This is a genomic window from Sphingomicrobium nitratireducens, assembly GCF_026157035.1.
GTDB classification, from domain to species: domain Bacteria; phylum Pseudomonadota; class Alphaproteobacteria; order Sphingomonadales; family Sphingomonadaceae; genus Sphingomicrobium; species Sphingomicrobium nitratireducens.
Genome location: NZ_JANJZA010000001.1, coordinates 1807315 through 1822854, shown reverse-complemented (window position 1 = coordinate 1822854; position 15540 = coordinate 1807315). Strand labels below are relative to the sequence as shown.

At 65.5% G+C, this 15540-nt stretch carries 14 protein-coding genes and 1 tRNA gene; 9 read left to right on the top strand and 6 right to left on the bottom strand.

The features are described 5' to 3' along the window. Positions 1-77: 77 nt before the first annotated feature. Positions 78-1397, top strand: coding sequence for a CHASE3 domain-containing protein (locus NNY25_RS09285; protein ID WP_265571076.1), 1320 nt, complete (start codon positions 78-80; stop codon positions 1395-1397). A gap of 18 nt (positions 1398-1415) precedes the next feature. Further along, positions 1416-2420: an alpha/beta hydrolase family protein gene (locus tag NNY25_RS09280; RefSeq protein WP_265571075.1), complete on the top strand. Its 1005-nt coding sequence runs from the start codon at positions 1416-1418 to the stop codon at positions 2418-2420. Here NNY25_RS09280 and NNY25_RS09275 read toward each other — a convergent pair. Genes NNY25_RS09275 through map form a run of 3 tightly spaced genes read right to left on the bottom strand, consistent with a single transcriptional unit; the run spans position 2417 to position 3828 of the window. Continuing rightward, positions 2417-2632, bottom strand: a complete 216-nt coding sequence (locus NNY25_RS09275) for a helix-turn-helix domain-containing protein (RefSeq protein ID WP_265571074.1) — start codon at positions 2630-2632, stop codon at positions 2417-2419. The genes NNY25_RS09280 and NNY25_RS09275 overlap by 4 nt on opposite strands. A gap of 14 nt (positions 2633-2646) precedes the next feature. Continuing rightward, positions 2647-2985 carry a P-II family nitrogen regulator gene (locus NNY25_RS09270; RefSeq protein ID WP_265571073.1) on the bottom strand — a complete coding sequence of 113 codons (339 nt, stop codon included), beginning with the start codon at positions 2983-2985 and terminating at the stop codon, positions 2647-2649. A gap of 9 nt (positions 2986-2994) precedes the next feature. After that, the gene (gene map, locus NNY25_RS09265; protein ID WP_265571072.1) at positions 2995-3828 is read right to left on the bottom strand and encodes a type I methionyl aminopeptidase; all 834 of its coding nucleotides are present in this window, start codon (positions 3826-3828) and stop codon (positions 2995-2997) included. A gap of 66 nt (positions 3829-3894) precedes the next feature. On the opposite strand from map, the gene NNY25_RS09260 reads away from it, so the two are divergent. The 4 genes from NNY25_RS09260 to NNY25_RS09245 all read left to right on the top strand — a co-directional run bounded on the left by NNY25_RS09260 (position 3895) and on the right by NNY25_RS09245 (position 9154). Further along, entirely contained in the window at positions 3895-4362 is a 468-nt protein-coding gene (locus NNY25_RS09260; RefSeq protein ID WP_265571071.1) for a GFA family protein, read from the top strand. Next, positions 4359-5114 (top strand): competence/damage-inducible protein A, encoded by a 756-nt coding sequence (locus NNY25_RS09255; RefSeq protein ID WP_265571070.1) that lies wholly within the window; start codon positions 4359-4361, stop codon positions 5112-5114. The genes NNY25_RS09260 and NNY25_RS09255 overlap by 4 nt, the downstream gene beginning before the upstream one ends. Positions 5115-5181: 67 nt before the next feature. After that, positions 5182-7140, top strand: a complete 1959-nt coding sequence (locus tag NNY25_RS09250) for a TIR domain-containing protein (RefSeq protein WP_265571069.1) — start codon at positions 5182-5184, stop codon at positions 7138-7140. A gap of 58 nt (positions 7141-7198) precedes the next feature. Beyond that, entirely contained in the window at positions 7199-9154 is a 1956-nt protein-coding gene (locus NNY25_RS09245; RefSeq protein ID WP_265571068.1) for a TIR domain-containing protein, read from the top strand. Here the strand turns inward: NNY25_RS09245 and NNY25_RS09240 are convergent. Then, positions 9141-9473, bottom strand: a complete 333-nt coding sequence (locus NNY25_RS09240; protein ID WP_265571067.1) for a hypothetical protein — start codon at positions 9471-9473, stop codon at positions 9141-9143. The two genes, NNY25_RS09245 and NNY25_RS09240, sit on opposite strands and share 14 nt — an antisense overlap. 55 nt (positions 9474-9528) lie before the next feature. Between NNY25_RS09240 and NNY25_RS09235 the strand changes: the two genes are divergently transcribed. From NNY25_RS09235 to NNY25_RS09225, 3 genes are all read left to right on the top strand, one after another. Further along, the gene (locus NNY25_RS09235; RefSeq protein WP_265571066.1) at positions 9529-11547 is read left to right on the top strand and encodes a TIR domain-containing protein; all 2019 of its coding nucleotides are present in this window, start codon (positions 9529-9531) and stop codon (positions 11545-11547) included. A 69-nt stretch (positions 11548-11616) separates the two neighbouring features. After that, a complete protein-coding gene (locus NNY25_RS09230; protein WP_265571065.1) occupies positions 11617-13464 on the top strand; it encodes a cation:proton antiporter in 1848 nt (615 codons plus the stop codon). Next, the gene (locus NNY25_RS09225) at positions 13461-14063 is read left to right on the top strand and encodes an OmpA family protein (protein WP_265571064.1); all 603 of its coding nucleotides are present in this window, start codon (positions 13461-13463) and stop codon (positions 14061-14063) included. Before NNY25_RS09230 ends, NNY25_RS09225 begins: the two co-directional genes overlap by 4 nt. Here NNY25_RS09225 and NNY25_RS09220 read toward each other — a convergent pair. After that, a tRNA-Gly gene (locus tag NNY25_RS09220) sits at positions 14029-14102 on the bottom strand. The two genes, NNY25_RS09225 and NNY25_RS09220, sit on opposite strands and share 35 nt — an antisense overlap. Positions 14103-14149: 47 nt before the next feature. Then, entirely contained in the window at positions 14150-15280 is a 1131-nt protein-coding gene (locus tag NNY25_RS11605) for a tyrosine-type recombinase/integrase (RefSeq protein ID WP_265571063.1), read from the bottom strand. Between the last annotated feature and the right edge of the window lie 260 nt (positions 15281-15540).

Genomic DNA, 15540 nt, shown 5'->3' with positions numbered 1-15540 from the left:
CTTCTAGGTGATTGCCTTCATCGGTTCGGCAGCGTAATCACCAGCGCTAAGTTCCTTGTCGTCAAAGCCTTTTCGTCATGAACATGGATTTCGATACCCGCCCGCCGCTCCCCGCGTCGCACCCAGGCCAGGCACGCCTTCCCTTCGTGCTGCTGGCACTGGCCGCGCTCACCAAGATCGCGATGCTGGCAGCGCTGCTGGTGACGCTCGACAGCGAACAGAAGCTGCGCGACCAGGCGCTGCTGACCAAGGCGGTGATGACCGACCTCCAGCAGGTCCAGGCCGCGGTGACCGATGCCGAGACGGGGCAGCGCGGCTACGTGCTGACGGGCGATCGCGACTATCTGCGGCCCTATGCGCGCGGCACTGCGGAGGCGCCCGAAGCGCTGGCGCGGCTCGACGGTCGGCTGCGCGCGATCGCGACGCCCGAGCAGGCCGAACAGCTCGACCGGCTGTCGGCGCTCCTGCCGGCCAAGCTGGCCGAGATGGCGCGCACGGTCGAACGGATCGAGGCGGGCGATGAAGAAGGCGCCCACGCCCTTGTCGAGGAGGGCTCGGGCCTTTCGATGATGCGCGAGATCCGCGCCACGATCTCGACGCTCTATGCGGCCGAGGAAGTCATCTTCGACGAGCGTCTCGCCGATGCCGAACGGATCGAGGGGTGGACCATCGCGCTGATGCTGGCGCTGATCGGCGCGACCGCGCTGCTGGTCGGGCTGGGCGTGTGGCAGATGCGGCGCACCCAGCGCGCCGAGATGGCGGCGCGCGACGCCGAGGCGCTGCGCATGGCGAGCGAGCAGACCGAACTGCTCAACCGCGAACTCAACCATCGCGTGAAGAACATTCTTGCCGTGTCGGGGGCGATCGTGAATTCGACCCTGCGGCGCGAAAGCGACATGGAAGTGGCCGCCGAAAAGGTCGCGCAGCGTCTCCATGCGCTGTCGGTCGCGCACGACGTCAGCCAGGGCGCGCTCGATCGGCCGGTCGTGTCGCTGGGCGAGCTGATGACGGCGACGCTGGCGCCCTACGACGATTATGAGGACCGGCTCGATCTTCTAGGCGAGGAAGTCGCGCTGCCGTCGAAGGCGGTGACGCCGTTCGGGCTGATCCTCCACGAACTGGCGACCAACGCGGTCAAGTACGGGGCCTGGTCGGACGAGAATGGGCGCGTGTCGGTCGCGTGGGAAAGCGATGCGAGCGGGACCGGGCCGGTGCGGCTGCGCTGGCACTGGCGCGAGCATTGCGAGCGCACCGTGACCAATCCCGAGCGCGAGGGGTTCGGCTCGATCATGATCACGATGGCCGCGCGCCAGATGGGCGCGACGCTCGAACGCGAATGGAAGTCCGACGGGCTGTCCGTGACACTCGACGTGCCGGTCGCCGAGCCACTCGACTGAGAAACAAGGGCTTCGCGAATGCATGCTTCCTTACTCGCCTTCCTTCTTTCGGCTTCTGTCCTTCAATCCGGCGAGGCGGATCGCGCCACCGAGGCCCGCTATGCGGTTGGCGAAATCGAACTTGCCGGCGAATTGCTGTTTCCGAACGCAAACGGACCATTCGCCGCCGTCGTGATCTCGCAAGGATCGGGTTCGTCGGCGCGTGACAATCTCTGGGCGCGCGCGGCGGCGGAAATGTTGCGCGACGAAGGGCTCCTCGTCCTGTTGACCGACAAGAGGGGGAGTGGGGCGTCCCAGGGCGACTGGCGGGACATCGGGATTGCCGAGCGAGCGGACGATCTACTGGCGGGCGTCGAACACCTGCAGCGCCGCAGCGACGTCGATGCGCAATGCGTCGGTGTGTTCGGGCTCAGCCAGGGAGGGCGCGTGGTGCCGGTGGCCGCTGCGCGCAGCGACGAGGTGGCCTTCCTCGTCAACGCCTCGGGCGACCTCGTCAGCTTTCCCGAGCAAATCCTCCACGAGATGCGGAACGATGCGCGCGGCGCGGGCCTCTCGGAGGAGGCAGTCGGCAAGGTGCTGGAGATCGGTGCGGCGGCGCTGCGCGCGCTGGGGACCGGCGACTGGAGCGACTATCATCGCCTCAAGCGCGAAGCCGAAGACAAGGAATGGGGAGAGTTCGTTGGCGGTTTTCCTGACGAAAGCTTGCCCGACTGGGCTTTCTACCGGGAAAACCTGGAATTCGACGCGATGCCCTTCTGGGTTCGGGTCGATCAGCCCGCGCTGATCCTGCTCGGCATCGAGGACGAGCAACAGAATGTCGCGGTCCAGGAAAGCATCAGGCGGCTGGAATTCATGCAGGAGGTGTCGGGCAAGACCAACATCCGCGCAGCCCAGTTCGACGATCTCGGTCACCTGCTCGGCTGGACCAACGATGCGCCCTACGACCCGCGAGTGCGCGCGGAACTATCGAATTTTCTCGGCACGGTGCCGTGCATCGCGGCCAAGCGCGGGGAGAAAGGCTAGTAGCTGCGCCGCTGGGCGGCGAGGAGCATCCTCAGGAGCATCGCGACGGGGCGCGGGACGCCGACCTTGCCCTCGAGCCACAGGCTGACCGCGCTGCGCGACACGCCGATCGCCTCGGCCAGGCGTCCCTGCGTGTGGTAGCCCAAGGCGCGCATCGTGCGGCGCAACTCGTCGGGGCTCATCGAAGCGAGGCGCGGGTCCTTGTCGGTCATGCCCCCGCCAGCCCCTAGAGCGCGTCCGCGTCGCGGTCGCCGGTGCGGATGCGGATCGCTTCCTCGACCGGAGACACGAAGATCTTGCCGTCGCCGATGCGACCGGTGCGCGCGGCGTGTTCGATCGCCTCGACCACGCGGTGCGCCTGGTCGTCCTCGACCACCACCTCGACCTTCACCTTGGGCAGGAAGTCGACGACATATTCGGCGCCGCGATAGAGCTCGGTGTGGCCCTTCTGGCGGCCGAAGCCCTTCACCTCGGTGACGGTCAGGCCCGAGACGCCCGCGTCGGCGAGCGCGTCCTTCACGTCGTCCAGCTTGAACGGCTTGATGATCGCTTCGATCTTCTTCACGGGCGCGGATCAGCCTGCGTAGGGCGGGCAGTCGAGCCCCTTGGGGCTCTTGGTGAAGATCTCGCAGCCGTCCTCGGTGATGCCGATCGAATGTTCGAACTGCGCCGAGAGCGAACGGTCGCGGGTGACCGCGGTCCAGCCGTCGTCGAGGATCTTCACGTCGGCGCGGCCGATATTGATCATCGGCTCGACGGTGAAGAACATGCCGGGACGAAGTTCGGGGCCGGTGCCGGGATTGCCGGCGTGGATCACCTCGGGGCTGTCGTGGAACAGGCGGCCGAGGCCGTGACCGCAAAAATCGCGCACCACGCCGTAGCGATGCTTTTCGGCGTGGGACTGGATGGCGTGGCTGATGTCGCCGAGGCGGTTGCCGGGTCGCGCCTGCTCGAGCCCGAGCATCAGGCATTCGTAGGTCACCTCGACAAGGCGCTGCGCCTTCACGGAGGGCTTTCCGACATAATACATGCGGCTGGTGTCGCCGTGCCAGCCGTCGAGGATCGGGGTCACGTCGATGTTGACGATGTCGCCGTCCTTCAAGGCCTTGTCGCCCGGGATGCCGTGACACACGACATGGTTGATCGAGGTGCAGCAATTCTTCGTGTAGCCGCGATAGCCGAGCGTCGCGGGAACCCCGCCGGCCGCCAGCGTCATGTCGCTCACGATGCGGTCGATCTCGTCGGTGGTGACGCCCGGCACGACATGCGCGGCAAGCGCGTCGAGGATCTCGGCGGCAAGGCGGCCGGCCTTGCGCATGCCCTCGAAGCCGGCGGCATCGTGAAGCTTGATCACCCCGTTCTTGGGCTCGACCCGGTCTTCCGGCCCGACATGGATATATTCGGTCATGCCAGCCGATATAGGCGGACAATCGCGCGATTGCGAGGGCGATGCGAAGCTGCGAGGGTGGTGCTCATGAGCAAGACTCGCCACGGGCGCTGCGGATGCGGCGATGTTTCCTTCACGACACCGGACGATCCGGTCATCGTCCACTGCTGCCATTGCAGCTACTGCCAGCGTGAGACGGGCAGCGCCTTCGTGGTCAACTTCCTGATCGAATCCGACCGGGTCGAATGGAATGGCGAGACGGAGGAAATCCTCACCCCCAGCGAGAGCGGCGGGGGCCAGCGGATCCATCGCTGCCCGACCTGCCATGTCGCACTCGCCAGCCATTATCCGGTGCTCGGAGATGCTTTCTTCATGCTGCGCGCGGGAACGTTCGACGACAAGACGGGGATCAAGCCCGACGTCCACATCTACACATCGACCAAGCAGGAGTGGGTCGACCTGGGCGATATTCCCGCGTTCGAGGGATTGTACGACCATCTCGAATTCTGGTCGCCCGAGACGCTGGCTCGCGTTCGCAAGGCGCTCGGCCGGTGAGCCGGACCTGGACCGCCGCGCTCGTCATCATCGGCGACGAGATCCTCTCGGGCCGCACGCAAGACAAGAATGTCGGGCAGATCGCGCGCTGGCTGAACCTGCAGGGCATCCGCCTGTCCGAAGTGCGCGTGGTACCCGACATCGAGGCGCGGATCGTCGAGGCGGTCAACGAACTGCGTGCGCGCAACGACTACCTCTTCACGACCGGCGGGATCGGGCCGACGCATGACGACATCACGGTCGACGCGATCGCGGTAGCGCTGGGCGTTCCGGTGGTCGAGCACCCGGAAGCGCGCGCGATGCTCGAGCGCTATTACGCGCGGATCGGCGGCGAACTGACCCCGGCGCGGCTGCGCATGGCGCGAGTGCCGCAGGGCGCCGACCTGATCGACAATCCGGTGTCGGGCGCGCCCGGCATCAAGGTCGAGAATATCTTCATCATGGCAGGCATCCCGCACATCACCGCGGGCATGCTCGAGGGGCTGACGGGGACGCTCGAGGGGGGCAGGCCGCTGGTCTCTGTGACGGTCGGGGCGCACGCGCCCGAGAGCGAGGTCGCCGATATCCTCATCGCGGTGCAGAAGGCGCACGAGGGGACCGCGATCGGCTCCTATCCCTTCTTCAAGGAAGGCCGCGTGGGTTCCAACTTCGTGATCCGCGCCGAGGAGGAAGAGGTCGCGAGCGCCTGTGCCGAGGAACTGGCGGAAAAGCTGCGCGGCGCAGGCTACGCGCCGACCCTCGGCGGGCTGTGATTTCTCTTTCCAGTACTGCAAGCCATGTTATGGTCGCGCCGGGCTCAACCGGGGATTTTAACGACGCTTGGCCGACATTTTCCTCTCTTACGCACGCGCGGACCAGCCTCTGGTCGAGAAGCTCGCGGCGGCGCTGCTAGAGGCGGGTTATTCGGTCTGGTGGGACCGGCACATCCAGGGTGGGCAGGAATTCTCCAAGGATATCGAGCAAGCGATGGAAGCGTCCAAGGCGGTCGTGGTCGCCTGGTCCGCCTCGTCGGTCGACAGCGAATGGGTGCGGGACGAAGCCGCTTACGGCCGCGACGAAAACAAACTGGTGCCGATCCGCATCGAAAACACGATGCCTCCGCTCGGGTTTCGCCAGCGCCAGGCCATCGATTTCTCGGGAGGGCGGTTCGAGGGCGAACCTCTTGCCGAACTGTTCGCGGTCCTCGACGCGAAGATCGGCGGCGAGACCCATGAAGCGCCGCCCGCGCCGGTACACCGCAAGCCCGTCCTGCTCGCGGCGATAGCGGTGGCCATCCTTGCCGCGCTGATCGCGAGCTGGTGGACGGTGCGCGAGGGCGCGGACGCGAGCCCGGTCGTCGCGGTCGAAGCGCGCTCTCTGCTCGTGCTTCCCTTCGTCGCGACCTCGCGCGGGGAAGACGACCAGTATTTTGCCGACGGGCTGACCGAGGAAGTGCTCAATCGCCTCGATGCGCTCGACGAGCTGCGCGTGGTGCCTCGCACGACGGCGTTCACCTACCGCGACACCGACAAGTCGATCGAGGAGATCGGCAGGGAAATGGGGGTGGGCCATATCGTCGAGGGCTCGCTGCGGCGCGAAGGCGACCAGGTGCGCGTGACGGCGCGGCTCGTAGAAGCGTCGGGCGAGCGAACCTTGTGGAGCGAGAATTACGACGCGAGCGTCGAAGATGTCTTCAAGGTTCAGGCCGATATCTCGGAAAAGGTCGCCGATGCGCTCGACGTGCTGCTCGACGAAGAAAAGCGGCGTGCGATGGCCGAAGTGGGGATCGACAATCCCGAGGCGTTCGCGCTCTATGCTAAAGGACAAGAGAAATTCGACGAGGCCCATCGAAACCTCGAGGACATGCGGCTCTTCGCGCAGGTGGTCGATATCTTCGACCAGGCGTACGCGATGGAACCCAAGCTCGCCCGGGCCCAGATCCTGGCCGCCGACTTCCACTCGCACATCCTGATCGACGAAGCCGGCGGGCTTGCCCATCCCGAGCTACCGGATTCGCTTCGATCGAGCGCGCGCGACGATCTCGACCGACGGTTGCGGTTGGCACAGGCGAAAGCGGGTAGCGAGGCGGATCGGCTCGCGATCGAGCTATTCAGACTGGCGTTCAGCGACGACTGGTCGCGCATTCCGGAATTGTCGAAGCGCTTCTACTCCCTTCGCGGGAGGTGTGCATCGTCCGCCTGGCCGGGATTCGGATTCATGCCCTACGGAGGGGCGCCGCCGATGTTCGAATTCTACGACGACCAGTACGGATGCCATGGGAGCGCCCGATCATACTGGGGATACGTGGTCATGAGTGGAGTCCAGGCGGGCGAACTTGATCGTGTCGAGCGGATCATCGCCAAGGGACGCGAGGACGGGGTCGCTGAACGCGAATTCCTCGAAGTCGACTTCCTTCTGGCCCTCGCGCGCGGGGACCGCGACCGCGCCATCGACGTGGCCATGTCGAGCGGTGCAAGCGAGGCGACCATCGCAATTGCTCGCAAGGACAGCGCGCTCGTCCCCACGGCTGATGAATTGCAACGAAAGCGAGCGCCCTACAAAGCCCTCCAGACGCTGGCACAGGTGGGCTATCAGAAAGAGGCCGACGACCTTGCCGCCGCCATCGATGCGCGGCCGGCAGGGGCAAGCGTGCTCGAGATCGTGGTCGACGAATGCCTGTGCGGGGCACCTTTCGACATTTCCCGCACGCCCAATTTCGCAGCGCGTCTAGAGGAACTCGGCGCCACGTGGCCGCCCAAGTCGCCGATCAAATGGCCGCTCAAGAAGGAGCGCCGTTGATGCGGGTCGGGGCGCACGGTGCTATGGTGCCCGGCCCCCAGGGCTAGAAGGGACGCGGATGGCGGATATCTTTCTCTCCTACGCGCGCGCCGACCAGGACGAGGTCGAGCGGATCGCTGCCGCGCTCGAGGAAGCGGGCTATTCGCTGTGGTGGGACCGCGAGATCCGCGGCGGCAAGCAATTTTCCAAGGATATCGAACAGGCGATCGATGCGGCCAAGGCAGTGATCGTCGTCTGGTCGAAACATTCGGTCGAGAGCGAATGGGTCCGCGACGAGGCCGCCTTCGCGCGCGATGCCGACAAGATGGTGCCGGTGCAGCTCGACGCGACGCTGCCGCCGCTCGGATACCGCCAGCGCCAGGCGATCGACCTGTCGCACGGCATGGGTGAACAAGCGATGGCGCACCTCGCGCGCGCGCTCGATCCGATGATCGGGGGCGAGACGCATCACATGCATGCCGCGCCGGGCATGGGACGCACCAAGAAGATGGCGCTGATGGCGATCCCGCTGGTCGCGCTGGCGGGGGCAGGCGGCTGGTGGCTGCTCGAGGGCGGTCTCGCGGGCGATGCCGAGAAGGTGGTCGCGGAGGAACCGCACAACGCCCATGTCGCGGTGCTGCCGTTCGAGGCATTGTCGAGCGGAGAGGAGGATCGCTTCTTCGCGGAAGGGCTTTCGGAAGAGATCATCAACCGCCTCTCGCCGCTACCCGAGCTGGTGGTGATTTCGCGGACCTCGTCCTTCTTCTTCAAGGGCAAGGACGTGCCGCTCAAGGATATCGCGCAACGGCTGGGGGCGACCCACCTTGTCGAAGGGACGGTCAGGCGCGGGGGCGACCTCCTGCGCGTCACCGCGCGGCTCGTGAAGGCGAGCGACCTTAGCGAGGTATGGAGCAAGAGCTACGACGTCGCGCCGGGCGACATGCTGGCGGTGCAGAGTGATATCGCGACCAGCGCGGCCGAGGCACTCGACGTGCTGCTCGACGAGAACAAGCGCAAGCGGATGGCGGAGGAAGGGACCGACGACCCCGAGGTGTACACCATGCTCGCCAAGGCCAACGACCTCTACTTGAATACGCATGCGAAGGGTATCGACATGAACGATCTCGCCGCCGCGAACCTGCTTTACGACAAGGCGTTCGAGACCGATCCGAGCCTGTGGATCGCTCGTTGGCGCAGTTCGGACCGCGCAATGCACGACGTCCAGAACTCGGTCGTCGCACCGACCCCGGTCGACGATGCGAAAGTGCGCGCGATGCTGGCCGAATACGACCGGCGCATGGCCGACGCGATCCGCGCGGCTCCGACCTGGGCGCTTCCGATCCTGCGCCAGTCGCGCATGATCGCCAGCGACGATTGGACCGGTGCGGTCGAGCTGACGCGGCTACGCCTGACGAAGGCACCAGCCTGTCCGTCCGAGGGATGGCCCGAATTTCTCGCGTGGCGCTCGGGCCTGGGTGACGAGGTGGTCGATTTCTACGGTCGCGTCGCCAAGTGCGACCCGCTGGAATCTGATTTTTTCTACGCGCAGGTCCTCCTGCTCAACGGCCAGTTCGAGGAATCGATTAAGGTTTCGGATCGTGCGATCGCGAACGAGGAATGGCGCGCGGCCGGGACCTTCCTCAAGGCTGTGGCGCTCATCGGGCTCGGCCGGACGCAGGAAGCCGAGGCGCTGGCTCCCGACGCGCTGTTCAACCGCACAGTCCGGTTACTGATCGCCTCCTACAGAGGCGACCGGGAGGCGGCGCGGGCGCTCGCGCCGGGGCCCGACGCCAATCTTGGCGACCGGTTGAATTATGCCGCACTGACCGGGGATCGGGAGGCCGCCAACCGCATCGCGGCGCAGATCGACGCACGCCCCGGCGGGCCGACCTGGATCGAAGGCTACGGCACGATGTGCTTCTGCGGCGAGAAGTTCGATCTCGACGCGACGCCAAATTACAAGCGGCTGCTCGAGCAGGCGGGCGCGATGCAGCCGCTCCCCAAGCCGTTCCCGCTCAAGCTCAAGCCCTGGTGAGCAACGCGTACCAGTCGGCGTAGGGCGTGTTCTTCGCGAGATGGCGGTTCCAGTCGGGGGCGCCGTCGTCCCACCACACGGGTCCGCGCTCGCCCAATGCTTCCTTGGCGGACTGGACGCGGGCCTTGGCAGCGGCGCGGCCCGCTTCGTCGCCAGCGCGCATGGCGGCGCCCTTGGCGCTGCGCGCGGCCATCAATTCCTTGACCAGATCGTCGCGTTCCTGCGGGTCGAGCGCGGGATCGCTGCAGCGCCACAGCCGCCCGCGCACGACGAGATAGCGGCCGTCTGGGGTGCGTGGGTAAGGTTCGCTTTGCGCCATGACAAAACATGTTATGGTCGCGCGATAAGTTCCAATGGGGCCGTTGGGGGAGTGCGTGGCGGACGTCTTCATTTCCTATTCGCGCGAGGATCGCGCCGACGTCGAGGCGCTGGCCAAGGCGCTCGAGGCCGAGGGATTTTCGCTGTGGTGGGACCGACAGCTGACCGGCGGACACGATTTTTCGGCCGACATCGAACAGGAATTGCAGGACGCCAAGGCGGTGCTCGCCGTGTGGTCGGACGCGGCCGCCAAGAGCCACTGGGTGCGCGACGAGGCCGGCTACGGGCGCGAGCAGCACAAGTTGGTGCCGATCTCGCTCGACGGGAGTGCGCCGCCGATCGGGTTCCGGCAGGTTCACACGATCGACTATCGCTCGACCGCGCGCAAGGAAGGGTTTCCGGCGCTGGTTGCTGCGCTGAAGGCGCAGGTCGGCGGCGTCGCGAAGCCGACGGCGACCGCGGCCTCGACGAGCGCGAAGGCGGGATGGTCGCGGCGCAAGAAGATGCTCGCGGGGCTTGCGGCGGTGCTGCTGCTGGCGCTGGCGGGTGTCGGGCTGGTCGCGAGCGGGATCATCCCGATGGGCCCCAAGGCCGAACAGTGGCAGGACCTCACCATCGCAGTGCTGCCGATCGACCATCCGGGACGCGAGGACGACCGCGTGCAGGGGGTCAGCCTGTCGCAGCTGGTGGGCGACGAGATGAGCGGCGTGGCGCGCCTGTCGCTGCTGCCGGTGGGCACCACCGAGCCGCTGGTCAAGCGCGACCTGTCGCCGCGCGAGATCGGGGCGCAACTGGGTGCGACGCATCTGGTGACCGGCGAGTATCGGGTCGCCGACGGCATGGCGACGGTGAAGATCGCGCTGCTCGATGCGAAGACCGGCAAGCAGGTGTGGAACACGATGCAGAGCGGCATCCAGGTGACGAGCATCGACATGGTGCGGATCGCGGCCGAGGACCTCGTCAACTTCCTGCGGACCCGGCTGGGCGCGGGAGGCAGCAGCTACGTCGATGCGGGCGATGCCGATCCGCGCGCTTACGAACTGTATCTCAAGGGCCTGGAATCGGTCGCCGCCCGAGACCTGCCGGGCGAGCGCAATCGCGCGATCGAGCGGTTTCGCAGCGCCATCTCGACCGATCCGAAGTTCGTCGGCGGTCACGCCGGGTTGGCCTACGTGCTGTCGCTGTCCGATCCGGTCTGGGTGGAAATGCGCGAGAGCCGGTGGCGCGACGAGGTGACCAGGGCGATGGACGCGGCCCGCGCGATCGATCCCGACAACGTCCTGCTGCGCGCGGCCGAAGTCCATGCAAGGAGCCGCCTCGACCATGACATCGAAGGGGCGCTCGACCTTGGTCGTCGGCTGGCCGAAGAGCATCCGCAGTCGCCCGAAGCCGCCTACGCCTACGGCGATGCGCTGGTGCTTGCCGGCGACGAAGATGGGGCGATCGAATATTACGACCGCGCCATCGAACTCGATCCGCGCAACCGGACGCTCAGGAGCAATCGAAGCCTTGCGCTGGTGCGCTCGGGCAACCTCAACCGCATTCGCCTGCAGGCATCGCGATGCAACGAGTGCGTGCAGGAGAAGATGTACTGGGCGATGACGCTGGCCAATTTCGCCTCGCAGGAAGAATTCGAGCGCGACTGGAAAGTCATCAGCAAGCAGCTCAAGGCGGCGGGGCTTGGGGACAAGGATCTGGCCGAAACGGTGAGGGGGCTCCGCGCCATCATCAGCGGAAAGCGTATCCCCTCGGAAGGGTCGAACCTGTTCGTCGCCAACGACAGCCTGTCCCTGGCGGGGGAAGCGGCCGCCGGTGACGCGGATCGCGCCCTCGACCGGCTGGAAAACTTCGCCGACGAGAACGGCCTGTTCGGGGCATTCTCCTTCCTCTCCGACGGGCGGTTGAGCTACTCCCCTGAAGCGCGCACCGATCCGCGCTATCATGCCGCGTTCGAGCATCCCTTCATGAAGGCGATCGTGGCCTATCGCCGCAAGCACGGCATCATGCGCGGCGTGCCGCTCGCGCCCAGCGAAGTGGCGGCCGAAAAAGCACGGCTGGCGGCGCTGCGGCGCTAGGGTCAAGGAACGCCTTCGCGCGCGTCCCGTTGACCCCGGGATGCTGTTTTCCCCCCAAAAGGCGTGCGCATGGACCATCACCTGATCCTCGTCATCGGGTTAATCGGGCTGGCCGGAATCGGCGCGCAGTGGATCGCGTGGCGCACAGGCTGGCCGGCGATCGCGCTGATGCTGGTCGCGGGGCTGCTGCTCGGGCCGGTCACCGGACTCATCAATCCGGACGAGGATTTCGGCGACCTCTTGAAGCCGATGATCTCGATTGCGGTCGCGATCATCCTGTTCGAGGGCGGGCTGAGCCTGCGCTTTCCCGAACTCAAGAAGACGGGCGGGGCGGTGCCGCGGCTGGTGTTCATCGGCGTGCCGGTGGCGTGGGGGCTGGGCAGCCTCGCGCTCTACCACGTGGCGGGGCTGGTATGGCCGGTCGCGATCCTGTTCGCGGGCATCCTCGTGGTGACCGGGCCGACGGTGATCATCCCGCTCCTGCGCCAGACCAACCTCAAGCAGCGGCCGCGCGCGATCCTCAAGTGGGAAGGGATCGTCAACGACCCGATAGGCGCGATCCTGGCGGTGATCACGTACGAGTATCTGGTCCAGCAGCAGGCCGGCAAGGCGTTCATCGACAACCTCCTGGGGCTGGCGGTGTCGTCGCTGCTGGCGGGCGCGGTCGGCTATGGCGCGGCGCGCGCGATCCGCTGGCTGTTCCCGCGCGGGCTGGTCCCCGAATTCCTGAAGGCTCCGGTGCTGCTGGTCGCGGTGATCGGGACCTTCGTCATTTCCGACCTCATCCAGCAGGAAACCGGGCTCGTCGCGGTGACGGTGATGGGGATCGCGCTCGCCAACATGAAACTGTCGAGCGCGCGGACCTATCTGCCTTTCAAGGAGAACATTACCGTCCTTCTCGTCTCGGGCATTTTCGTGATCCTGTCGGCGAGCCTCGATATCGAGGTGCTGCGGCAGTTCGAGCTGCGCTTCGCCGCCTTCCTCCTCGTGCTCCTGTTCGTGGTGCGGCCCGCGACCGTGCTCGTCGCGCTCGCTTTCTCGAAAATCCCCTGGAAGGAACGGCTGCTGATCGGATGGATCGCGCCGCGCGGGATCGTCGCGGTGGCGATCGCGGGCCTGTTCGCGCTCAGGCTGGGCGAGATCGGCTATGGCGACGGGCAATTGCTGGTGACGCTGAGCTTCGCGGTGGTCGCCGCGACGATCCTCGCACACGGCTTCACGCTCGGCCCGCTGGCGAGGCTTCTCGGGCTGATCAACCCCAATAGCGGGGGCGTGCTGATCGTGGGCACCAACAGCTTCGCGCTGTCGCTGGCGCGATCGCTCAAGGCGCTCGAGGTGCCGGTGACCGTCGCCGATACGAGCTGGCAGCGGCTGAGCCCGGCGCGCGCGCTCAAGATACCGACCTTCCACGGCGAAATCCTGTCCGAAGCGACCGAGGAGGAGCTCGACATGCACCAGTTCCAGGTGCTCGTCGCGACGACCGAGAACGAGGCGTACAATGCGCTCGTCTGCTCCGAGTTCGCGCCCGAGATCGGGTCGGATTCGGTCTACCAGCTCGGGGACGCGGCGGGCGACGATCCGCACGCGCTGCCCGACAGCCTGCGCGGACGCGCGCTGTTCCAGTCGGGGCACGGCGTCGAAGACGTCGCCGACAGCGAGGCGCGGGGCTGGAAGATGGTACCGATCGACCTCACGCTGCGGTTCGATTTCGACCGCACTCTCGCCGCGCTCCCCGACGGAGCGGAGCTGCTCTACGTGCGCCGCGAGGATGGCAAGGTGCGCTTCTTCACTCACGCCTCAGGCCCGACGCCCGAGCCCGGCGACACGATGGTCGTCTATGTCGCGCCGGGGACTAGGATCGAGCGCTACGAGGGCGAAAATCTCGGCGAGGACGACGCAACGGAGGCCGTATCATGACGCGCAGTTTCATCATCCTGTCGGCGGCGATGGTGGCCGCCTGTTCGGCCGGAAGCGACGAGAGTCCCGCCCGCGACGAACCCACGATGCCGGCGGGCGGCGATCCGGTGTCGATCATCCGCAACGACGTGCGTGCCGAAATGGACGCCGAGCCGCTCGAGGGCGCACCGATCCGCGCGGTCGTCGGCTTCCCCGAGGGCGGGTCCGAACTGGACTCGGCGGCGGTCGAAACGCTGGGCGCGTTGCTGGCGCCGGGTTGGGTGTCGAGCGAGCGCCAGGTGACCTTGTGGGGGCACAGCGACACGGTCGGCAGCGACGAGGCCAATTTCCGCGCCGGCGAGGCGCGTGCGCGGGCCGTGGCGGACTATCTTGAGGAAAATGGCGTGCGGCCGGAGCGGATCACGATCGTCTCGCTCGGCGAGGGCAATCCGGCCGAACCCAATTACCTGCCCGACGGGAGCGACAACGAGGAAGGCCAGCGCGCCAACCGGCGGGTCGAGATCGAGATCGCGGGTTTGGCGGAGGATGCCGACGAGGCCGAAGCCGAAAAGGCCGGGGAAGCGGTGGAGCGGGTGAAGGGAATCGAACCCTCGTCTTAAGCTTGGGAAGCTCCTGCTCTACCATTGAGCTACACCCGCCCGAGTGGCGGATTTCCGCCAAATTTCGTGCTGACCGATCGCTGTGATCACGCCGGTTTACAGTTCCGGTTTACACCGCGTGCGATCCGCTGGCCGATTGCCACGACCTTTGCACTGTCGTCAACATAGACTTTGCGGATGCGTGAAACTTCTTCGGGCGCCCAGCCCATGACGTCCGCGATCTCCATGTCCGTGAGGTCCGATTGGGTCATCAGGAACGTGGCGAAGGTGCCCCGCACATCGTGCAGGTGCTTCTTGCGCCTCTTGCCTGTTTCCTCATCAACATGAACGATATCGGCTTCGTCTCGGATCTTGTGGATAGCCTTGGACAGTTGGTCAGGGCTCCAGGGTTGCCCCTCCGAGGTGACGATGACGTTGTTTACCCCTTCTGCTCGTGGCCGGTCTTCGAGCTCGGTCAGGAGCGCGTCCAAGGTTGGAATGCGTGGGAGGGAGACGAAGCGGCGACGTTGCCGGCGGCTCTTTGCCGTCTTCTTGATAATCGCGAACTGGCTGCAGTCCGAGAATTTGAGGGCGCAGCCATCAGAACGCCGCAATCCTGTCATGGCGAATAGCCTAAGCGCGTCCCAGACGTGAGTTTCGCCTCGCTCCTTCGCTACCTTCTCGAAGGCGGCCATATCCTCTTCAGTCCAGACGATCTCTTCGCGCTGTCCTCCTTGGTAGATCTTCCCGATGTCGGCAGCGACGTTGATCGATAGTAGACCAAGCTGGATACCGTACTTGAGAAGCGCTCGGAGTACGGTGACACCTTGGTCAGCTGCGCGGGGGGTATCAGCTCTGCTGTCACGCCATTTGACGATCTTCGAGATCATCCGGCGGTCGTCGAAGATGGTGAGCGGAACAGTCCCCCATTTTTCATCGATACGCTTGAGCGCCGATCCCCACGTTTTCTTGGTACTATCCGCCATGGATGCCCATTCTGGGCTGGGCGCCTTCGTACTTGTCCCCGTCCACCTCAAAATGAGGTATGACAAGGTCTTCGCCCGAGGGGCATGTCGATCCGTTTGCGCCTTCAAGATCGCCGCGAGCTCTTTAGTGCCGAGCGTCGGTTTTGCGCGTCCTTTCGTATGCAAAACGCATGGTCCGCCGCGGTAGGCATATACATACCAACAGATGCCCGAGGCGTTGCGTTTCTTCACGAAATGGACGCCGTCGATCACAGACGTGACTCCCACTTTTCGAAGTCGTCACGCGATGCGATTAGCGAATTTTCGCTACTGGATATGGTGATTGATCCATCGGAGCCGACCTGAACCTGAAAAACATCAAGTCCTGATGATCTCACTCCTAGGATTGTCTTCTTGATCTCAGCGGGAGTTGGAAACTTCCCTGACCTCGTTTTTTTCATTTACTAATTTCCTATCAAAATTCTCCATCTTGAATTCATGAAAAATCCCAGTTCCCGTACGTATATTATCCT